Origin of the sequence: Xanthomonas sp. CFBP 7698, assembly GCF_003600855.1 — a bacterium.
Lineage (GTDB): Bacteria > Pseudomonadota > Gammaproteobacteria > Xanthomonadales > Xanthomonadaceae > Xanthomonas > Xanthomonas cannabis.
In genome coordinates, this window is the sequence record NZ_PRDN01000001.1 from 1,202,534 (window position 1) to 1,221,415 (window position 18,882).

Sequence of the window (18,882 nt, forward strand, 5' to 3'; positions counted from 1 at the left end):
GCAGCCCGATGGCCACCGAACTAGCTCCCCCGCAGAATGCACAGATCCTCGAACGGCTGGGCCGACGTTACGACGCCGGCTTCATCACCGCGATCGAGTCCGATTCGCTCCCGCCCGGCCTGGACGAAGACACCATCATTGCGCTGTCGGCCAAGAAGGACGAGCCGCAATGGATGACCGACTGGCGGCTGGAGGCGTACCGCCACTGGCTGAAGATGCCGATGCCGGAGTGGGCGAAGTTGAACATCGCGCCGATCGATTTCCAGGCATTGAGCTATTACTCCGCGCCCAAGGGCCCGAAGTACGCGTCGCTGGACGAGGTGCCCAAGGAACTGCTCGACACCTACGACAAGCTCGGGGTACCGCTGCACGAGCGTGCCAAGCTGGCTGGTGTTGCAGTGGACGCCGTGTTCGATTCGGTCTCGGTCGGCACCACGTTCCGCAAGGAGCTGGCCGAAAAGGGCGTGATCTTCTGCTCGATGTCCGAAGCCATCAAGGAACATCCGGAGATCGTCCGGCAGTATCTGGGCAGCGTGGTGCCGGTGGGCGACAACTACTTCGCCGCGCTGAACTCGGCCGTGTTTTCCGATGGCAGCTTCGTATTCATTCCCAAGGGTGTGCGTTGCCCGATGGAGCTGAGCACCTATTTCCGTATCAATGCCGGCCACACCGGCCAGTTCGAGCGCACCTTGATTGTGTGCGAGGACAAGGCCTACGTGTCGTACCTCGAAGGCTGTACTGCGCCGATGCGCGATGAAAACCAGCTGCATGCGGCCGTGGTGGAGCTGGTGACGCTGGAAGATGCCGAGATCAAGTATTCGACGGTGCAGAACTGGTACCCGGGTGACGAGAATGGTGTTGGCGGCATCTACAATTTCGTCACCAAGCGTGCCGAATGCCGTGGCGCGCGCAGCAAGGTGACCTGGACCCAGGTCGAAACCGGCTCGGCGATTACCTGGAAGTACCCGTCGTGCGTGCTGCTTGGCGACGATTCGGTGGGCGAGTTCCATTCGGTCGCGCTGACGCACCACCGTCAGCAGGCCGATACCGGCACCAAGATGATCCACATCGGCAAGCGCACCAAGAGCAAGATCGTCAGCAAGGGCATCAGCGCCGGGCGCGGGCAGAACACCTATCGCGGCTTGGTCAAGGTGGACCGCAACGCCGATGGCGCACGCAACTATACCCAGTGCGATTCGCTATTGATCGGCAAGCAATGCGGCGCGCACACCTTCCCCTATATCGAGGTGAAGAACCCGGGCGCCACGGTCGAGCACGAGGCCACCACGTCCAAGATCAGCGACGACCAGCTGTTCTATTGCCGCGTGCGCGGCATCAGCCAGGAAGACGCGGTGTCGTTGATCGTCGACGGCTTCTGCAAGCAGGTGTTCCGCGAGCTGCCGATGGAGTTCGCGGTGGAAGCCAAGAAGCTGCTGGAAGTCTCCCTGGAAGGCAGCGTCGGCTGACGCCGACGGAATCGGGAGTGGGGAATGGAGAATCGGTATCGGTTCTCTTTCCTGCTCCTTGCCGCGCCAACGTCTCGCATTACCCATTCCCTATTCTCGATTCCCTATTCCCATGCTTACGATCAACAACCTCCACGCCAGCATCGCCGGCAAAGACATCCTCAAGGGCCTGTCGCTGGACATCCAGCCGGGCCAGGTGCACGCCATCATGGGGCCCAACGGCGCGGGTAAGTCCACGCTGGGTAATGTGCTGGCCGGGCGCGACGGCTATGAGGTCAGCGCCGGCAGCGTGCAGTTCGAAGGCAAGGATCTGCTCGACCTGCCGCCGGAAGAACGCGCTGCCGCCGGCCTGTTTCTGGCCTTCCAGTACCCGGTGGAAATCCCCGGCGTCAACAACACCTACTTCCTGCGCGCCGCACTCAATGCGCAGCGCAAGGCACGTGGCGAGGACGAGCTGGACTCGATGCAGTTCCTCAAGCTCGTGCGCCAGAAGCTCGCCGTACTGCATCTGAAGGACGAGCTGCTGCATCGCGGCGTCAACGAAGGTTTCTCCGGCGGCGAAAAGAAGCGCAACGAGATTTTCCAGCTGGCGGTGCTCGAACCCAAGCTCGCCATCCTGGACGAGACCGACTCCGGCCTGGACATCGATGCGCTCAAGAGCGTGGCCGACGGCGTCAATGCATTGCGCTCGCCGGAGCGCTCGTTCCTGGTGATCACCCACTACCAGCGCCTGCTCGACTACATCAAGCCGGACGTGGTGCATGTGCTGGCCGAAGGCCGCATCGTGCAGAGCGGCGGCCCGGAGCTGGCGCTGGAGCTGGAAAAACACGGTTATCACTTCCTCAAGGACCGTGTCGTGCCCGAGGTTGCCGCCTGATGAGCGCCCTGCTCGACTCCCTGGCACGCGGCTTCTGCGGTGACGATGCGCGCCGCGCCGAGCTGGACGCCGCGCTGCAGGCCGGCCTGCCCGGCCCGCGCGCCGAAGCATGGAAGTACACGTCGCTGCGGCAGCTGGAACGACGCAGTTTTCATCCGGCGCCATTGGTACCGACCTTGGTCGATGCCGCCGTGCTGGACGACATTCCGACGCCACGGCTGGTATTCGTCAATGGACGGCCATCGGCGGCGCTCAGTGATGTGGCGAGCCTGCCGGACGGTGTACAGCTGGACACCCTGTCCGCCTCGATCGCTGCAGGCGATGACGCGCAGCATCTGCTCGGCCGTCGTTTCGAGGGCAGCGACGAGATCTTCGCCCGCCTCAATGCGGCGCTCGCCGACGAAGGCGTGCTGGTGCGTGTGCGCGACGGCGCGCAGATCGCACTGCCGCTGCACCTTGTCTTTGTCAGCGTGGCCGGCGAGCACGATCTGTCCTGGCATCACCGCCATCTGATCGAACTGCGGGCCGGCGCGGCACTGAGCGTGGTCGAGCACCATCTGCACGTCGGCGACGCGGCGCACCTGGACAACAGCGTGATGCATGTGCACCTGGGTCAGGACGCGGCGCTGTCGCATGCCCGCGTGCAAGCCGACAGCGCGCAAGCGACCTCGCTGCTGCGCACCGATGCTGTGCTCGCACGCGATGCACGCTACCAGCGCGTGGATCTGGAACTGGGCGCCGGCCTGTCGCGGCACGAGCTCAACGTGCGCCTGGAAGGCAACAATGCACGGCTCACTGCCAATGGCGTGTTGCTGGGCAACGGCCGCCGCCATGTCGACACGCGCCTGGGCATCGACCATATCGCCCGCGATACCGCCTGCGAGCTGGTGTGGCGGGGCGTCGGCGCCGACCGCAGCCGCCTGGTGTTTCATGGCGGCATCCATATCCGGCCCGGCGCCGACGGCACCGACGCGCGTCTGTCCAACAAGAACCTGTTGCTGTCTGCCAACGCCGAGATCGACACCCAGCCGGTACTGGTGATCGATGCCGATGAAGTGCAGGCTGCGCATGGCGCCACGGTCGGCCAGCTCGACGAAAACGCCTTGTTCTATCTACGCTCCCGCGGCCTGCCGCAGGTCGAGGCACAGCGCCTGCTCAGCGCCGCGTTTTGCCACGAGCCGCTACGGGTGCTGCCCACGGCGTTGAGCGCCGTGCTGGCCTTGCAGCTGGACCGCGCCCTGAATTCGGCGGGTGTGGCATGAACGCGCCTGCCGTCGCTGCGGGTAGCGCCCCGGAGTGGGAGCGCGTCCGTTCAGACTTCCCGCTGCTGATGCGGCAGGTGCATGGCAAGCCGCTGATCTACTTCGACAACGCCAACACCGGGCAAAAGCCGCTGCAGGTCATCGCGGCCACCGATGAGTTCTATCGCCGTCAGAACGCCAACGTCAGCCGCGCGGTGCATGCGCTGGGCAGCGAAGCCACCGACGCGTTCGAGGGCGCCCGCAGCAAGCTGGCGCGCTTTCTCAACGTGCGCGCCGACGAGCTGGTGCTGTGCAGCGGCACGACCTTCGCGATCAATCTGGTCGCTTATTCCTGGGCCTTGCCGCGACTGGGCGCCGGCGATGTGATCCTGATCTCGCGCATGGAACACCATGCCAACATCGTGCCGTGGCAGCTGGTGGCCCAGCGCACCGGCGCTACCATCCGTGTGGCCGAAATCACCCCCGATGGCGCGCTGGATCTGGACGCCTTGCGCAAGGCGATGACACCCGAGGTCAAGCTGCTGGCGATCACCCATGTGTCCAATGTGCTGGGCACGGTCAATCCGGTGCGCGAGATCTGCCGCGAGGCGCGCAAGCGCGGCATCGTCAGCGTGGTGGACGGCTCGCAGGCGGCGCCGCATCGGCGTATCGATGTGGCGGGCATCGGCTGCGATTTCTATGCCATCACCGGCCACAAGATGTGCGGCCCCACCGGTACCGGCGCGTTGTGGGCACGCCGCGAACATCTGCAGGCCATGCCGCCATTTCTGGGCGGCGGCGAGATGATCAAGGAAGTGAGCTTCGAGAACACCGTTTTCAACGATGCCCCGCACAAGTTCGAAGCCGGCACGCCCAACATCGCCGGTTTCATCGGCCTGGGCGCGGCCGTGGATTATCTGGAGTCGATCGGTCTCGACCACGTGGAAGCGCGCGAAGCCGAACTGCTGGCGCACTTCACCGAAGAGCTGCAACGGATCGACGGCCTGCGTATCTTCGGCACCACGCCGGACAAGGCGGCCGTAGTGTCGTTCCTGATCGACGGCGCACATTCGCACGACCTGGCCACCCTGCTCGACCTGGAGGGCGTCGCGGTCCGCTCCGGCCAGCACTGCGCGCATCCGCTGCTGCAGTACTACGGTGTTGCGGCCACCTGCCGCGCCTCGCTGGCGTTCTACAACACGCACGACGAGATCGAGCGCTTTGTTGCGGCGTTGAAGAAGGTGCGGACGTTGCTTGGATGAGTTGATTGTCGGGATTAGGTTGGGATTCGTGGGAACCGTGTTCCCTGAGATCCGCATTGCAGTTTCTTCTCCCGGCGGGAGAAGGTGCCCCGAAGGGGCGGATGAGGGTACGTGCAAAGCCTGGCGTTGCTCGACTGCACGAGCGCTTCGCTCCGTACCCTCACCCCAACCCCTCTCCTGGGGGGGAGAGGGGCTCGCCTCTGCTTCCTCCGGCTTTGCCTGGACTGGTCGCGTGTGGCCCAACAGATCCTGCCTGCATTGCGGGGCTGCCATACATGTCTACATGCAACCGACCAAGCACCAGCGAATCCCGAATCACCCATTCCTGATTCCCGCTAAACTGCCCTGCATGCAGACCACCACTTTCCGCACCGCCACCGTTGATGACATCGACGCCCTTGTCCAGTTGGTGACCTCGGCCTATCGCGGCGACAGCAGCCGCGTGGGCTGGACCACGGAGGCCGACATTCTCGATGGCGCGCGTATCGATCCTGCAGTGCTGCGGCAGGACATCCTGCGTGAACGCAGCCTGGTGTTGCTGGTCGAGCAGGATGGCAGGCTGGTGGCGTGTGCCCACATCGCCGACGATGAGGGCGCCGGGTATTTCGGCATGTTCGCGGTCGACCCGACACTGCAGGGGAGCGGCCTCGGCAAGACATTGCTGGCCGAGGGTGAGCGCATCGCCGCCACCGAATGGCAGCTGCCGTTGATGCGCATGACCGTGATCGATGTGCGCAACGAACTCATTGCCTTTTATGAGCGCCGCGGCTATCGGCGCACCGGCATCCTCAAGCCGTTTCCGTATGGCGACGAACGCTTCGGCGTGCCGCTGCGTCAGGATCTGCGCTTCGAAGTGCTGGAAAAACCGCTGGACGGCGCATCCCCGTGAGCGAGACCTGGACCTTTGTCTGCGCCAGCGCAGCCTTGCTGCCCGGCGAACTGCAAACCGTGTGGGATGAAGTGACCGACGCGCCCATCGTGGTGTTCAACCTCGACGGCGAGCTGTACGCGCTGGAAGACCGCTGCAGCCATGAAGACTACGAACTGTCGCCCGGCAGCTTCGACCCGGTGGCCGGTACCATCGAGTGCCAGCTGCATAGTGCGCGCTTCGATATCCGCGATGGCCGCCCGCTGTGTGCACCCGCGTACACCGCCGTTCCCAAGTTTCCGGTCAAGCGCGAGCACGACGGCATCTGGACCCGCGACGACCGCTGAGGCGACCCGCAACCCACGCTAGCGCCCGCCATCGACGGGCAGCGTGCGCCGTCGATCGGCGAAGATTGCAAAGAAGAATGATTTGCATTTAAGATCGCAGCCCTTCAGGTCTTCTTAACATCTGACCTGCCTGCGATCCCATGCGCCCTGCCCTGCCCGACACCTCTGATCCGCCTGTTGCCGGCCTGCGCTTTTCAGCGCCGCGCCGCCGCGCGCGTGGTGGCAGCCGGCCGGTCGCGGTGGGCTAGCGGCGGCGTTCGACCCTTCCCGCATCCGCCGAGCCATCGCCAGGCCGGAGCATCGCTTTCCTTTTCGAGACATCTCATGACTCCCAGGATTTCCCCGCTCACCTCGGCCGTGCTGTTGACCCTGTCCGCCCCCGCCCTTGCCCAACCTGGCGACGCGCCAGCCCCTCCGGGTGCGGTGGATCTGGATGCCATCCGGGTGCAGCAGGAACGTGCGCAGAAGCCGTCCTCGCCCAAGTACACCGAAGCCCTGCGCGATACGCCGCAGACCATCACCGTGGTCACCAAGCAGACCATGGACCAGCAGAATCTGCTGTCCTTGCGCGATGTGCTGAGCACCCTGCCCGGCATCACCTTCGGTGCGGGCGAAGGCGGCGGCGGCTATGGCGACAGCATCAACCTGCGCGGCTTCACGGCAAGCAGCGACATCACCACCGACGGCGTGCGCGACAGCGCGCAATACAGCCGCAGCGATACCTTCAACCTGGAAGCGGTGGAGCTGATCAACGGCGCCAATTCGGCCATGTCCGGTGCCGGCTCGGTCGGCGGCAACATCAATCTGGTGACCAAGACGGCTGGCCAGGGCGACTTCACCAACGTACTGATCGGTGGCGGCAGCGACCGCTACGGCCGCCTCACCGTCGACAGCAACCACGACTTCGACAACGGCACCGCCGTGCGACTGAACGCGATGGGCCACACCCAGGACGTGCCGGGCCGCGATGAAGAATTCCGTCATCGCTGGGGCTTTGCGCCGTCGGTGGCCTTCGGCCTGGGCTCGGACACCCGCTTCACCCTGAGCTACCTGCACCAGCACGACAACAACCTGCCGCAGTACGGCGTGCCGTTTGCGCTCAGCCCGTTCAACGACGGCCCGCTGCCGGGCGTGGACCGCGAAACCTATTACGGTTATCGCAATACCTCGCGTCAGGAGATCGACGTGGACATGCTCACCGGCGTGCTGGACATGGATTTTGGCGACACCCTCAAACTGCGCAGCCTGGCGCGTCTGCAGCGGGTGGACCAGAGCCTCAATGCCACCGCACTGCAGGGCACCTGGTGCCTGCCCGATGGCACCGACCCGTACACCGGTCGCGCCTGCGTCGGCCAGCCGCCCGCCACCTGGAACCCGAACAGCGGCCCGCGCGGCCTGGTGCGCGAGACCGAGAATTTCATTGCGCACAGCCAGACCGATCTGACCGCCACGCTGCGTACCGGCGCCATCGAGCATCGCATCGTCGCTGGCGTGGCCTTCAGCAAGGAAGACTTCGAGCTGGACAGCGGTACGACCTTCCGCAATGCCGACGGCTCCACCACGGGCATCACCTACCCACTGCAGAGCTTCGACAATCCGTACAACATCTGGACCGGCCCGCAGAACTACTTCCGTACCGCTCACAGCAAGGGCAGCCTGACCAACCAGGCGATCTACCTGTTCGATACGCTGCAGTTCAACGAACAGTGGATGCTCAATGTCGGCGGGCGCTACGAGCACAACGAAGGCGATAGCACCACCTACACCGTCAACGCCGCCGGTGGCGTCACCGGCGTTGCCGCAGGTTTCCCGGCCGGCAACGAAGAAGACCTGTTCTCCTACCGCGCCGGCCTGGTGTTCAAGCCGGCCGATAACGCCAGCCTGTATCTGTCCTACGCCAACAGCAAGACGCCCTCCAAGGCGTCGGTCAACGGCTCGTGCACGCCGATCGCCAGCGCCACCGCCGGTGCCAACTGCAATGTCGCGCCGGAAACGGCCGTCAACATCGAACTCGGTGGCAAGTGGGACGTACTCGATGAGCGCCTGGCGCTGACCGCGGCGGTGTTCCGCAACGAACGTGAGAACTACAAGGTCAACAGCGGCGACCCGCTGATTCCCGAGCAGGTGCTGGACGGCAAGGCACGCGTGGACGGCATCGCGCTGGGTGCGGCCGGCTACCTGACCGACCGCTGGTCGATCTTTGCCAACTACACCTTCCTGGACAGCGAAGTGCTGCAGAGCGTGTCCAATCGCACCGCCAGCCTCACCGGCGATCCGGTCGCCGGACGCGAACTGGTGCAGACCCCGCGCAATGCCGGCAACATCTGGACCACCTATTCGCTCAACCAGTGGACCTTTGGTTATGGCGTCACCTATCAGGGCGGCTTCTATCCGAACAATGCGTCGGGCGCGGCCTACATCAAGACCGACGATTACTGGGTGCACCGGGCGATGGTCGGCCTGCGCGTCAACGACTGGCTCAGCCTGCAGTTGAACGTCAACAACCTGTTCGACAAGGAGTACTACACCAGCGTGCGCAACAACCTGACCGTCAATGCCGCAGGCACCGTCACCGCCGGAAACGGCTGGGCATTGCCGGGCGACGGCCGCTCGGCAGTATTGAACGCCACCTTTAGTTTCTGACCCCCGGCACGCCGCCCGGCTGGCACGGGCGGCGTGGAGAACACCGCATGTTGCTGCCCATTCCCGATGTGTTGACGCCCGCGCAGCTGCACACGTTGCGCGCGCGACTGGACGCGGCCGATTGGGCAGACGGCCGCATCACCGCCGGCCATCAATCGGCACAGGCCAAGGACAATGCGCAGCTGCCCGAAGACAGCGCGGTGGCGCGCGACGCCAGTGCGCTGGTGCTGGACGCACTGGCGCGCAGCAGCACGTTCTTTTCGGCGGCATTGCCACGCCGGATCTATCCGCCGTTGTTCAACCGCTACAGCGGCGGGCAGTCGTTCGGCTATCACGTCGACAATGCGGTGCGGTACGACCGCAGTCGCGGTGGCGCCGAACCGGTACGTACCGATGTGTCGGGCACGCTGTTTCTCAGCGACCCGGATAGTTACGACGGTGGCGAGCTGGTGATCGAAGACACCTACGGCACCCAGTCGGTCAAGTTGCCGGCCGGGCACCTGGTGATCTACCCCGGCACCAGCCTGCACAAGGTGATGCCCGTGACGCGTGGTACGCGGGTGGCGTCGTTCTTCTGGACCCAGAGCATGCTGCGCGACGATGCGCAGCGCCGCCTGTTGTTCGAACTGGATGTCTCGATCAGGCGCCTCACACAAGACACGCCCGGCCATCCGTCGCTGATCCAGCTCACCGGCGTCTATCACAACCTGCTGCGGCAATGGGCCGATGTCTGAGCCTGCACTGGACCCTGCGCAGTGGATCGGCCTGCTGCGCACGCAGCCGGACCAGGCCATTGCGTTGCTGCGCAGGGCCGCGGCCGGTCACGATCCGAACGCGCAACTGCTGCTCGCCCAGATCTATGCCGAAGGGCGCGGCATCGCCGCAGACCCGGCCCTGGCAATGCTGTGGTACGAAGTGGCCGCCAATGGCGGGCATCCGGAGGCGATGAATCAACTGGGCCGCTGCCATGAGCTGGGGTTTGGCACTGCCGCCAACGAGATGCTGGCGGCCTTGTGGTACCGCCGCGCCGCCGAGCACGACCTGGTGTGGGGCATGTACAACCTGGCGCATCTGTACGCCTCCGGTCGGGGTGTGGCGCAGGACCACGCGCAGGCCCTGGCGCTGTATCGCCGCGCGGCCGAGCGTGGCCACGCCAAGTCGATGAACTTTCTGGCGCGTTATCTCGACCAGGGCCTGGCCTGCAGCCCCGATCCGCTGGCCGCGCGCCACTGGTATCGCCGCTCCGCCGAAGCCGGCGATTTCCGAGGCCAGGCAAGCTATGCCACCTTGCTGGCAGACAGTGGCGAACTGGATCTGGCCGAACAGTGGATGCGTCGCGCCATCGCCGGGGGACACGCCGGCTTCCTGCGCCAGCTCACGCCGCTGCTGGCCAATGCACCGCAGCCGCGCCTGCGCGCACTGCTGGGCCAGGTGGCCCTGCGGCAGGCGCACCTGCAGCCGTCCGCTCCTGCGGACGTGGCATAGACCCGCATGTCCACTTCGAACGACGCCGTCGCCAACGCCCAGCAACGCCGCGGGTTCTGGCTGCGCATGCTGCATCAGTGGCACTGGATCAGTTCGGCGTTGTGTCTGATCGGCATGCTGCTGTTTACGCTCACCGGGCTGACCCTGAATCACGCTGCACGCATCGAAGCCAGCCCATCGACCGAGCAACGCGCACTGGCCCTGCCGCCTGCGCTGCTGACCACCCTGGGCGACAGGCAAGAGGGCGACGCACCACTGCCGCCACGCGTGGCGCATTGGCTGGAGCGCGAACTGGACATCGGCATCGGCGCGCGCAGCGGCGAGTGGTCCGCGGACGAGGTGTATGTGGCCCTGCCCCGCCCAGGCGGCGATGCCTGGTTGAGCCTGGACCGCCACACCGGCGCGATCGAATACGAATCCACCACGCGTGGCGCGATCGCCTACCTCAACGACCTGCACAAGGGCCGTAACGCGGGGCCGGCCTGGGGCTGGTTCATCGACGTGTTCGCCATCGCCTGCCTGGTGTTCTGCATCACCGGCCTGTTCCTGCTGCACCTGCATGCCCGTCAGCGCAGCATGACCTGGCCGCTGGTCGGCCTCGGTTTGCTGGTGCCGCTACTGCTTGCCTTGCTGTTGATCCACTGACCCTCGTTACCGGAGACGATCATGCGCGCCACCCTGACCATCGCCCTGAGCGGCCTGCTCGCCATGCCGGCGTATGCGGCCACGCTCGACATCAACGTCGAGATCCCCAAGCTCAATGTCGCCGAATATCACCGCCCTTATGTGGCGATCTGGCTGGAAGGCGCCGATCAGAAAGTCGCGGCCAACCTGGCGGTCTGGTACCAGTCCAAGGACACCGCCGAAGGCCACGGCACCAAGTGGCTGCCGGACCTGCGCCAGTGGTGGCGCAAGAGCGGCCGCACCCTGACCGTGCCGGTCGATGGCGTGACCGGCCCGACCCGCCCGGCCGGCGCGCACGCGCTGTCGTTCTCCGATACCAAAAGCGCGCTGAAGGCGCTGCCGGCCGGTCAATACACGCTGGTGGTGGAGGCCGCGCGCGAAGTGGGCGGGCGTGAGTTGGTCAAGGTGCCTTTCACCTGGCCGGCCACGTCTGCGCAATCCGCCAAGGCCAGCGGCAGCAGCGAGCTGGGCACGGTCAGCCTGACTGCCAAACCGTGATGCGCGAGCGCACCGCGGCCAGGCATGCAGCGGCGCGCAGGACGCACGCGGTTTCCTCGCAGCAAACACGCTCTACTTCGCCGGCCTATTGCCCCCGCAGCGCCGCAGCGTGCTGCTCAACCACGCGCCCCCTCGACCTTATCGTCTTCAAGGAGTTGTCATGACACGTTCGCTCGCCCTGATCGCCATGCTTGCCGCACTTCCTGTCAGCGCGCTGGCCCACAAGGCCTGGCTGCTGCCGTCGCAGACCGTGCTGGCCGGCGAAGCCCCGTGGATCACCGTCGATGCGGCGGTCTCCAACGACCTGTTCTACTTCAATCACGTGCCGCTGCGCCTGGACAACCTGAGCATCACTGCGCCGGACGGCAGCACGCTCAAGCCGGAAAATCCGGCAACCGGCAAATACCGCAGCGTGTTCGACCTGCAACTCACCCAGCCGGGCACCTACAAGCTCGGCATCGTCAACGCCGGCCTGTTCGCCAGCTGGAAGGAAGACGGCAAGCCCAAGCGCTGGCGTGGCAACGAAGCCAGCTTCGCCACCGAAGTGCCGAAAAATGCGCAGGAGCTGCAGGTCTCGCAATCGCTCAACCGCGTAGAGACCTTCGTCACCCGGGGCGCTCCCACCACCACCGTATTCAAGCCCACCGGCAAGGGCATCGAGTTGCTACCGGTCACCCACCCCAACGACCTGGTGGCCGGCGAAGCGGCGCAGTTCACCCTGCAGCTGGATGGCAAGCCGGCAGCCGGCCTCGAGATCGAAATCGTGCGTGGCGGCACCCGCTATCGCGATGCGCAACATGAAATCAAGCTCAAGACCGACGCCAAGGGCAACTTCAGCGTGACCTGGCCGGAAGCGGGCATGTACTGGCTGGAGACCACCAGCGAAGACACCAGGACCTCGCTGCCGCAGGCCAAGCAGCGTCGCCTGGGCTATGTGGCAACGCTGGAAGTGCTGCCGCAATAAGAGCGGCTGACGCCATTGCTGCGCGCCCATCCGGCAGACGCGGTCGGTGCTCGGCATCTGTCTGTCCTCGTGCACTTTCGGCTCCTGTGCAGCGTCGATGCCCAACTGGCCACTGCTTGCCATCTGTCTTGGCCGCAGTGACGGCAGCGCGCGCAACGGTTCTGGTGACATACCAGAACCGTGCACGAGGGAGCCGTCGCCCCGCGCTACCGTCCGCGTCGCAACGGTCCACGCGGAGATGCCGGGATGCTGGGATGCTGGGATGCTGGGATGCTGCGCACAGCAGAGGGCATTGATCGCCGAACCGCCAACATGCGGATGCAATCGGCTGCGCCGCACCTCACCATGACGTTCCTGCCGCAGCGCCCGCCCACCAATCCACGTATGAACTCACCGATTCCCGCAGACGCAACGCTTGCCACCCTGGGCGGCCGCAGCATGGGCACCACCTGGAGCGTGAAGCTGGTGGCGCCACGCACGCGCGACCTGCATCCCCTGCATGCAGGCATCCAGACTGCGCTCGACCGGGTGGTGGCGCAGATGAGCACCTGGGAAGCGGGCTCGAACATCAGCCGCTACAACCGCGCTTCTGCGGGAGGCTGGCATCCCTTGCCCGAGGATTTCCAGCGCGTGCTGCACGCCGCACTGCAGATCGCGCAGGCCAGCGGTGGCGCGTTTGACCCGACCATCGGGCCGCTGGTCGAGCTGTGGGGTTTTGGCCCTTCCGGCGGCCGGCGACGCGTGCCCTCCCCCGAGCAGATCGCATTGGCCAGCCTGCGTTGCGGGTGGCAGCGACTGGAGCTGGATGGCCAGCGGCTGCTACAGCCAGGTGCCGTGGCGCTGGACCTGTCCGGCATCGCAAAGGGATTCGGCGTGGACTGTGTGCACCACGCGCTGATCAAGGCCGATATCGCCAGCGCCCTGATCGAGGTCGGCGGCGAGTTGTTCGGCTATGGACGCAAGCCCGATGGCAGCGCCTGGCGCGTGCTGGTCGAATCCGCGCCCGATGAAGAGGCTGGCGCTGCACTGCCGCCCCGCGTAGTCGCCCTGGACGGACTGGCCGTGGCCACTTCCGGCGATCGCTGGCACCGTTTCGACGCCGAGGGAACGCGCTACACGCACACGCTGGACCCGCGCACGGGTTCCCCGATCGCGCATGCGCCCGCTGCCGTTACCGTGCTCGCGCGCGATGCGATGCATGCCGATGCCTGGGCCACTGCGATGACCGTCCTCGGCGCCGATGCCGGCCTGGCCTACGCACGCAACGCCAACCTGGCCGTGCGCTTTCTGACCCGACAAGACGGCGCCCTGAGCGAAGCGATGAGCCCCGCGTTCGAGCGGCACCTGGCGGCGTCATGAGCGGCGCACCTGCCCGCATCTGGTTTGGCAATGGCGCGCTGCTGCTCGCCCTGGCCGCGCTAGGCGCATGGTTTGCCAGCCTGCATGCTGGCACATGGTGGAGCGCGCCCACTCCGCATCGCTGGCAGTGGGCCGGCCTTTGCGTGGCGAGCTATGCAGGATTGTGCACCGCCATCTTCCTCCGCCGCCGCACGCGGACCGGTGCGCCGCACGGACGCGGCAGCAGCCTGCTGATCGCGTGGGCAAGCCAGACCGGGTTCGCACGCGAGCTTGCCGAACGCAGCGCAGCGGCATTCCAGTTTGCAGGCATTGGCGCCCACGCGTTGCCGCTGGAGGCGGTCAGTGCAGAGCAACTGGCGCGCGTACCGCGGTTGCTGTGCATCGTCAGCACCACCGGCGAGGGCGATGCGCCGGATCACGCACAGGTAGCGGAGCGCGACTGGCTCAGCGACGACGGGCAGGATCTGGCAGCCGTGCAGTACGCGGTGCTGGCGCTGGGCGATCGGCGATACGCGCAGTTCTGCGCGTTCGGTCGTCGCCTCGATCATCGCCTGCAGGCGCGTGGCGGCGTCCGTCTGTTCGAGCGCATCGAGGTCGACAATGCCGACCCGCATGCGCTGAAACGGTGGCAGCACCATCTGGCAGCCCTCACACCCGCGCTCGATGCGCAGCCGAACTGGAGCCTGCCGACCTATGCCGCCTGGCAGCTGCGCGACCGTTGCCACGTCAATCCCGGCAGTGCCGGCGCACCGGTCCATCGGCTTCGGCTCACGCCCTGCGAGGGACCGCTGCCGCATTGGCAGGCTGGCGACATCGCCGAGATCGCCCCGCAAAATCCGCCGGAGCAGGTGGAGGCCTGGTTGCAGCAGCACCGATGCGATGGCGCGCGGATGATCGACGGCCGCCCGCTGCGCGACTGGCTCAGCGGCGCGCGTTTGTCAGAAGATGCCAATGCCAATGCCGCGATATTCAATGCAGACCTCGACGTGTTGGTGCACAACCTGGTTGCGTTGCCGCATCGCGAGTATTCGCTGGCATCGATCCCCGAGGAAGAACACGCCGAACTGCTGATCCGCGAACACCGGCAGGCCGATGGACGCCCAGGCGTCGGCAGCGGCTGGCTTTGCCTGCATGCGCCGATCGGTGCGCACATCGCGTTGCGTGTGCGCAGCAATCCGGGCTTTCATCCACCGGCACCGGAGCACCCCATGCTGCTGATCGGCAATGGCACCGGCATCGCCGGGTTGCGCGCGCACCTGGTCGCACGCATTGCAGCGGGCGCGCGCGACAACTGGTTGATCTTTGGCGAACGCAATGCCGCATACGACGCGCTCTACGCCGAAGAATTGCAGCAGTGGCGCCGTGAGGGCTGGATCGCCCGTCTCGATCTGGTGTACTCGCGCGACCAGGACGCCGCGCTGCGCTACGTACAACACGTACTCACCGCCGCTGCCGATACCTTGCACCACTGGGTCGACCGCGGCGCCTGTCTCTATCTCTGCGGCAGCCTGCGCGGCATGGCACCCGAGGTCGATCGCGCACTCGACACCGTTTTAGGAGCCGAACTCAGACAGACGCTGCTGGACAGCGGCCGCTACCGTCGCGACGTGTACTGAGTCTGTGGCCTACTCGGCCGCTCCCGGATACGGGCTCACCCGAATCGCCAGCAACTCGCCACCGCCATCCAGAACGTAGCGACTGCGTGTCGCGGCACTCAGCCAGGCGGTATCGCCGGCCGCCAACGGCGGCAGCGCACTATCGCGGCCAAAACTGGCCTGACCGGTCAGCAAATGGATCGCCCAGGCGCTGGAAGGGTCGGCGAAAAACAGCATGGTGCCGACCAGGGGCCGATGCAGCAGCTCGGTCCGCAAAAGATCGCGCCGCCACATCAGGTTGAAGTCCTGCGTCGGCCCGTCGAGCAGTTCGGCACTCACCGTCTCTTCGCCCGCAAATCGGACGCGCTGGTAAGGCGGCAGCAACGCCACACGACGGGCCGCACGAGAGGAGGCCACGCCAGCAGCCACGTTGATCAGAAGGTCGCCGCTCTGACCTGTATCTCTACCTGCATCTGCATCTGCACCTGCAGCATCGCCAAGGCCGGCGTCACCATCGGCGGCCTGCTCGCAGTTGCCAAACTGCAGCCGCATGCCGTTACCGTGCAGCAGCACCAGTTCGCGGTCGACGCCCGGAAACGCAGAAAACGCAGCGTCCTGCTCGATCTCGGCGATCGACAGGCGTAGCGCCCAGTGCTCGGCGTTCCCAAGCCGCAGGATCTCGCGCGTCCACCCCAATTGATTGCGCCAGCGCTCGCGACGGTAGTCGGTGGCCGGAATCACCCGGCTGCTCAGGTCTGTCAGCTGCATCAGCGCATTGTGCCCGAAGCCCTGCCGTCACAGCGTCACCCGCCCTCGGCGGCCAGGCAAGCAGACATCGCAGCTGCAATGCCCTGCCTGCCCCGCCCTTCCCGGCACGGCACGGCCCTCGCTCATGGAGTGGACCAGTTTCCGCGGAGCCACCAGTTCAGCCTGCCCCAACGAAAAACGCCCGGCTGCACATCCAAGTGCAACACCGGGCGATTCCACGTCCTTGTCGGCTTCCAGCCATCCCCCAGACATCCTGTCCAGTTAGGTTGCGGCCACGCATCCTCGCGTCGAACCGTATCTCGGATCCCTTCCCCTTAACGCCGTCCCACCGGTTTCACCGCCGCCCCCTTGGCAGCCTTCTTGGCGGGAGCCATCGTGGCTCCTACTTCGATCAGGTCGCGATTCCGTTCGACCGTCTTGAGTCCGATGCCCTTGACCAGTGCCAGTTCCTCGGCACTTTTGAAGGGACCGTTTGCCTGACGGTGCTCGACGATTGCCTCGGCTTTTGATCGCCCGACGTTCGTCAGCACCTTGTCCAATTCCTCAGCAGACGCGGTGTTGATATCGACCTTCTCAAGCGCGTACGCATTCGAGGACAACAGCAACGCCAGTAGCAGGGACTTCAGGACTACGGTAAATGACTTCATTGCAACGCTCCTTGTGGCTTGGGTGATGGTCCTAGCCAGCATTCCTGCCGGCGGAGCCAGTGTCCCGCGCCACATGCAGCAATCCTATCGCCAACGAACTTTTCACACAGCCGGTGAACTGCGCGCCGCCTTGTAGGGAAATCCCTACCCCATGTCCCCGGCGTAGAATGTGCTGCTACGTCACGCATTCGGAGCCTCCATGGACAGCGCCAAGATCGACCAATTCATCAGCGACACCTGGGACCGCGAGATCGTCCCGCAGCTGGTCGATTACATCCGTATCCCCAACAAGTCGCCGATGTTCGACACCGATTGGGTGGCCAACGGATATATGGAGCAAGCCGTCACCCTGATGGAAAGCTGGGCGCGGGCGCAGGCGATCGACGGCATGCAGGTCGAGGTGGTGCGGCTGGAAGGCCGCACGCCGTTGATCTTCATCGAGATCCCGGCCACCGGCCCGGAATCGGGCGACGACACCGTGTTGCTGTACGGGCACCTGGACAAGCAGCCGGAAATGACCGGCTGGGATGCCGACCTTGGCCCCTGGGAGCCGGTGCTGCGCGACGACAAGTTGTACGGCCGCGGTGGCGCCGACGACGGCTACGCAATCTACGGCTCGCTGGCGGCCATCCTGGCACTGCGCACGCAGGGCCTGCCGCACGCGCGTTGCGTGGTGCTGATCGAGGCCTGCGAAGAGTCCGGCAGCTACGACCTGCCGGCCTACGTGGACCACCTGGCACAGCGCATCGGCAAGCCGTCGCTGGTGGTCTGCCTGGACTCGGGCTGCGGCAATTACGAGCAGCTGTGGTGCACCACCTCGTTGCGCGGCCTGACCGGCGGCAACCTCACAGTGAAGGTACTGGAAGAAGGCGTGCACTCCGGCGACGCGTCCGGCGTGGTGCCGTCCAGCTTCCGGCTGTTGCGTCAGCTGCTCTCGCGCATCGAAGACGAAACCAGCGGCCGCATCCTGCTGGACGGCCTGCATGTCGAGGTGCCGGCGGAACGGCTGACCCAGGCCAAGGCTGCAGCGGCAACGCTGGATACTGCCATTTTCGACAAGTTTCCGATGGTCGATGGCCTGGTGCCGATGCACGAAGACCTCACCGAATTGGTGTTGAACCGCACCTGGCGCCCGGCGTTGTCGATCACCGGTGCGGACGGTCTGCCGCCGCTGGCGTCGGCCGGCAACGTGCTGCGTCCGCAGACCGCGGTGAAACTGTCGCTGCGACTGCCGCCAACGGCCGATGGCAAGGCCTGCGGCGAGTTGCTCAAGGAAGCGCTGCTGCGCGATCCGCCCAACGGCGCTCAGGTCACACTGGAGCTGGAGAAGGCCTCGTCCGGCTGGAATGCACCGGCCATGGCGCCGTGGCTGGAAAAGGCCATCGACGACGCCAGCCAGGCGTTTTTCCACAAGCCGGCGATGTACATGGGCGAAGGCGGCTCTATTCCGTTCATGGGCATGCTGGGCGAGAAGTTCCCCGGTGCGCAGTTCATGATCACCGGCGTGCTGGGGCCCCACTCCAACGCACACGGTCCGAACGAGTTCCTGCACATCCCGATGGGCAAGCGCGTCACCGCCTGCGTATCGAAGGTGATCGCCGACCATCACGCGGCCTGTCTGCGCGGCGAAACCAGTGGCTCGCCGGTGGCGGCCGATAGCGGCACCCGGCATGGGGGTCATGGTTGCTGTTGAGTTAGCGGTTGAACCGATGCATGCGGCTGACTTGCATCGGTCGATGGGAAAGCTGAGTGGCGATTCGTGCGGGTGCTTGCCTGGTGGTGGTCTGGCTGGCTGGTTGGCGATCAGGCTCCTGGTGCGACTTGGCTGCCTGACGTCACGCGTCGCCTGGCTCCGTACCCTCACCCCACCTCCTTTCCCGATGGGAGAGGGGCTTAGGATCTGCTCGTCGGGGAGGATTTGGCAGTGGCTGGCCGATGCAGAGCCGTTGTTTTCCCCTGAAGCGTCGCCTGCGATGCCGTTAGGTTTGCAAACTTCATCCGCGACATTTTTCAGCGGACATATCTCCTAGGAAGCGGCTGGCCGGAGAGATGGCTTCGCACGAAATCAAAAGCGCACAGCGGCAAAAGCCGATCACTATGCTCTCTGAAGCCGTTGCATCGGCGCGGTCGCTCCTGCGCCCGCTGCGCCAGGTGGCGACATCCGAAATGCTAGGCTGC

The 18,882-nt window shown here is 65.6% G+C and carries 17 protein-coding genes; 15 read left to right on the forward strand and 2 right to left on the reverse strand.

Annotation, left to right across the window (positions count from 1 at the left end; all coding sequences use genetic code 11):
• Positions 1-8: 8 nt before the first annotated feature.
• The 14 genes from sufB to XnspCFBP7698_RS05165 all read left to right on the forward strand — a co-directional run bounded on the left by sufB (position 9) and on the right by XnspCFBP7698_RS05165 (position 15,310).
• Complete coding sequence (sufB, locus tag XnspCFBP7698_RS05100; RefSeq protein ID WP_104579805.1) at positions 9-1,466, forward strand: Fe-S cluster assembly protein SufB; 1,458 nt, start codon at positions 9-11, stop codon at positions 1,464-1,466.
• A gap of 112 nt (positions 1,467-1,578) precedes the next feature.
• Positions 1,579-2,343, forward strand: coding sequence for a Fe-S cluster assembly ATPase SufC (gene sufC, locus XnspCFBP7698_RS05105; RefSeq protein ID WP_104579804.1), 765 nt, complete (start codon positions 1,579-1,581; stop codon positions 2,341-2,343).
• Positions 2,343-3,605 (forward strand): Fe-S cluster assembly protein SufD, encoded by a 1,263-nt coding sequence (gene sufD / locus XnspCFBP7698_RS05110; protein ID WP_104579803.1) that lies wholly within the window; start codon positions 2,343-2,345, stop codon positions 3,603-3,605. Before sufC ends, sufD begins: the two co-directional genes overlap by 1 nt.
• The gene (locus XnspCFBP7698_RS05115) at positions 3,602-4,846 is read left to right on the forward strand and encodes a cysteine desulfurase (RefSeq protein ID WP_047693803.1); all 1,245 of its coding nucleotides are present in this window, start codon (positions 3,602-3,604) and stop codon (positions 4,844-4,846) included. Before sufD ends, XnspCFBP7698_RS05115 begins: the two co-directional genes overlap by 4 nt.
• A 349-nt stretch (positions 4,847-5,195) precedes the next feature.
• Positions 5,196-5,735 carry a GNAT family N-acetyltransferase gene (locus XnspCFBP7698_RS05120; RefSeq protein ID WP_104579802.1) on the forward strand — a complete coding sequence of 180 codons (540 nt, stop codon included), beginning with the start codon at positions 5,196-5,198 and terminating at the stop codon, positions 5,733-5,735.
• A complete protein-coding gene (locus tag XnspCFBP7698_RS05125; protein WP_039404706.1) occupies positions 5,732-6,061 on the forward strand; it encodes a non-heme iron oxygenase ferredoxin subunit in 330 nt (109 codons plus the stop codon). The genes XnspCFBP7698_RS05120 and XnspCFBP7698_RS05125 overlap by 4 nt, the downstream gene beginning before the upstream one ends.
• A gap of 324 nt (positions 6,062-6,385) precedes the next feature.
• Complete coding sequence (locus XnspCFBP7698_RS05130; protein ID WP_104579801.1) at positions 6,386-8,704, forward strand: TonB-dependent siderophore receptor; 2,319 nt, start codon at positions 6,386-6,388, stop codon at positions 8,702-8,704.
• A gap of 47 nt (positions 8,705-8,751) precedes the next feature.
• Positions 8,752-9,438 carry a Fe2+-dependent dioxygenase gene (locus XnspCFBP7698_RS05135; protein ID WP_047693808.1) on the forward strand — a complete coding sequence of 229 codons (687 nt, stop codon included), beginning with the start codon at positions 8,752-8,754 and terminating at the stop codon, positions 9,436-9,438.
• Positions 9,431-10,189, forward strand: coding sequence for a tetratricopeptide repeat protein (locus XnspCFBP7698_RS05140; protein WP_104579800.1), 759 nt, complete (start codon positions 9,431-9,433; stop codon positions 10,187-10,189). The genes XnspCFBP7698_RS05135 and XnspCFBP7698_RS05140 overlap by 8 nt, the downstream gene beginning before the upstream one ends.
• Before the next feature lie 6 nt (positions 10,190-10,195).
• The gene (locus XnspCFBP7698_RS05145; RefSeq protein WP_104579799.1) at positions 10,196-10,834 is read left to right on the forward strand and encodes a PepSY-associated TM helix domain-containing protein; all 639 of its coding nucleotides are present in this window, start codon (positions 10,196-10,198) and stop codon (positions 10,832-10,834) included.
• Between the two features lie 21 nt (positions 10,835-10,855).
• Entirely contained in the window at positions 10,856-11,371 is a 516-nt protein-coding gene (locus XnspCFBP7698_RS05150) for a DUF2271 domain-containing protein (protein WP_104579798.1), read from the forward strand.
• Between the two features lie 160 nt (positions 11,372-11,531).
• The gene (locus XnspCFBP7698_RS05155) at positions 11,532-12,335 is read left to right on the forward strand and encodes a DUF4198 domain-containing protein (protein ID WP_104579797.1); all 804 of its coding nucleotides are present in this window, start codon (positions 11,532-11,534) and stop codon (positions 12,333-12,335) included.
• Positions 12,336-12,719: 384 nt separating this feature from the next.
• Entirely contained in the window at positions 12,720-13,694 is a 975-nt protein-coding gene (locus XnspCFBP7698_RS05160) for an FAD:protein FMN transferase (RefSeq protein WP_233548945.1), read from the forward strand.
• Positions 13,691-15,310 (forward strand): flavodoxin domain-containing protein, encoded by a 1,620-nt coding sequence (locus XnspCFBP7698_RS05165; RefSeq protein WP_104579796.1) that lies wholly within the window; start codon positions 13,691-13,693, stop codon positions 15,308-15,310. Before XnspCFBP7698_RS05160 ends, XnspCFBP7698_RS05165 begins: the two co-directional genes overlap by 4 nt.
• Positions 15,311-15,319: 9 nt before the next feature.
• Here XnspCFBP7698_RS05165 and XnspCFBP7698_RS05170 read toward each other — a convergent pair whose 3' ends face one another.
• Both XnspCFBP7698_RS05170 and XnspCFBP7698_RS05175 read right to left on the reverse strand, forming a co-directional pair.
• Positions 15,320-16,057: a HutD family protein gene (locus tag XnspCFBP7698_RS05170; RefSeq protein ID WP_104579795.1), complete on the reverse strand. Its 738-nt coding sequence runs from the start codon at positions 16,055-16,057 to the stop codon at positions 15,320-15,322.
• Between the two features lie 314 nt (positions 16,058-16,371).
• Complete coding sequence (locus XnspCFBP7698_RS05175) at positions 16,372-16,746, reverse strand: helix-hairpin-helix domain-containing protein (RefSeq protein ID WP_005993268.1); 375 nt, start codon at positions 16,744-16,746, stop codon at positions 16,372-16,374.
• Between the two features lie 157 nt (positions 16,747-16,903).
• Here XnspCFBP7698_RS05175 and XnspCFBP7698_RS05180 point away from each other — a divergent pair, with 157 nt between their 5' ends.
• Positions 16,904-18,397, forward strand: coding sequence for a M20 family metallopeptidase (locus XnspCFBP7698_RS05180; protein ID WP_104579794.1), 1,494 nt, complete (start codon positions 16,904-16,906; stop codon positions 18,395-18,397).
• Positions 18,398-18,882: the final 485 nt, after the last annotated feature.